We start from the raw sequence: 1,854 nt of genomic DNA on the forward strand, positions 1-1,854 counted from the left end.
GAAAGTACACGGCTTTGTGCCGGGCGCCCTGCGCCAGCATGTCGAAGTCAACCGCCGCATCCTGCCCCTCGGCCGTGTCGAGAAGCATCGCCACATCATAGTAACGGCGTGAAAAATACTGAGTGGTCGGAGAGTCGTCGGGACGGTGCGCTTCGGAGTGAAGCGCAGTGACCTTCTCCCAGAACGTTCTGCGCGCCGCCAGCACTGTGACGGTGCAATCCGGATTCTCGAAGAACGCGGGGAAATCGTCAGCTGAATAGGGCCGGATGGTCTTCTGCTCGGTCGGCCAAGGATCGCCGCGCGCACCGAACTCTAGTTTGACGCGCGGGGTGATGTAGGTGACGCCTTGATAGTCCTGACCGGTCAGGGCGGCCGGATAGTGAAAGTTCAGGGTCTGGGGATCGTTGGCGTCGATCTCGAGCGACCAGTTGCCCTTGACCGGCTCGACAAGTTGGACGGCGATCGACTCTCGAAGGGCAGGAAGCATCTTGTTGGCGATGTGCTTTTCGACATCGGCCATGAGCGCGTCGATGAGCTTGGCGGACTGCTTCTTGCTGATCCCTTCCCGCTCTGGATTACGATCGCCATCATAGCCCAGATCGGCGCGGTCGAAGGAGAGGTCAATGTCTTCCGAAAAGCGTCGAATTGCACCATAGGCCTTGGAGAGAGAGGTGCCGCCTTTGAATACCAGAGTGGGCGCATCGCCCTTCTGAAGTTCAAAGAGTCGCTTTAAGGTCCAGCAAACCCAGAAGTCCTTCTCAATGATGATGCTGGCGACGCCACGCAAGGCGCCGGACTCGCCGAAGACAGCCGCCCTTTCGGACGCGTTCTGGCGAGCGAAGCTATCCATTGACCGCGTCCGATGTGGTGTCCGCAATGGCGCGCAGCGTCGAGCGCATCCAGGCCGGAGCCTGAACGGCCGTCGAGGCGAGCCTCTTCTTGTCGCTCGGCGACAGCTGGCGCGACGCGACATGAACGATATCGGCCGCCCGTGACGGCCCCAGATGGTGCAGCGCCTGAACAACAGTCCCCGCCGCACTGCCCGGCGCGATGAGATGCTTGGGCGAAGCGTGGCGGAGATCAACGATGCGCTTTCCGAGCACCACCCGACGGGATGGACCATCAGTCAGGTATGAACTGCGGGCCGGAACCTGAGTCGATAGACCGAGGACATTTGCCGCGCGCGAGCCCGCAACCTGCACCTGAGAGCCTGTCTCTCTGGCCAGAGCCTGGGCAATGTCATCGGGGGCCGGAGAAAGCGGGCCAAGCTTTGGATGCACCTTAGGGAAATCGTAGAGGCCGCGTGCGAGGCGTCGCAGCCTGCCGGCCTTGGCGAGGCGCGAGAGCGCCTGATCGATCGAGTCCCTCCCCCCGAGGTCAAGGAAATCGTTAGGCGTGAAAACGCTACCGCGCCCGGAGCTGCGGGCTCGCATTACGATTCGAGATGGGACAGATGAAACAGCGGTCTTCATATGTCAGAAAATAGCCTATATTTTTCTGACATGCAAGACTGTGAAAGTCACTCATGAGAAGACGGCGAGGCGCTAGGCCACGTTCATTGAAGGGCCCGTTGGGACACGGAGCGGTCACTTCACTCGGACGTTACTCCGACCCCGTCGGCGGGTCCCGTTCGCGATGTCCGAAATCTGTAGCATTTTTCGGAACACGTTTGGTTCCGTCACCATATCAACGTGGCACGATTGTGTGCGGCCCGGGCGGATGCTAAGCGTCGAGGACCCTCTGGCATGGCCTTGCCAGACAAAGCAGACCCAACGGCCGCGCTTAGTCGCCAGTGCCAGAGCGTTGTCGCTCCCTGCTGGCGGCAGTCTTTCTTGCCACGCGCAACTCCTCGAT

2 protein-coding genes are annotated in these 1,854 nt (G+C 60.8%); both read right to left on the reverse strand.

What is annotated here, in order from left to right; translation table 11 throughout:
- The coding region (locus EN879_RS34215; protein WP_164774771.1) for a nucleotidyl transferase AbiEii/AbiGii toxin family protein at nt 1–850 on the reverse strand (850 nt) is incomplete at its 3' end.
- Nucleotides 843–1,472 (reverse strand): DUF6088 family protein, encoded by a 630-nt coding sequence (locus EN879_RS34220; RefSeq protein ID WP_127274627.1) that lies wholly within the window; start codon nt 1,470–1,472, stop codon nt 843–845. The genes EN879_RS34215 and EN879_RS34220, both read right to left, overlap by 8 nt.
- Between the last annotated feature and the right edge of the window lie 382 nt (nt 1,473–1,854).

The sequence above is a fragment of the Mesorhizobium sp. M7A.F.Ca.AU.002.02.1.1 genome (genome assembly GCF_003998535.1).
Lineage (GTDB): Bacteria > Pseudomonadota > Alphaproteobacteria > Rhizobiales > Rhizobiaceae > Mesorhizobium > Mesorhizobium ciceri.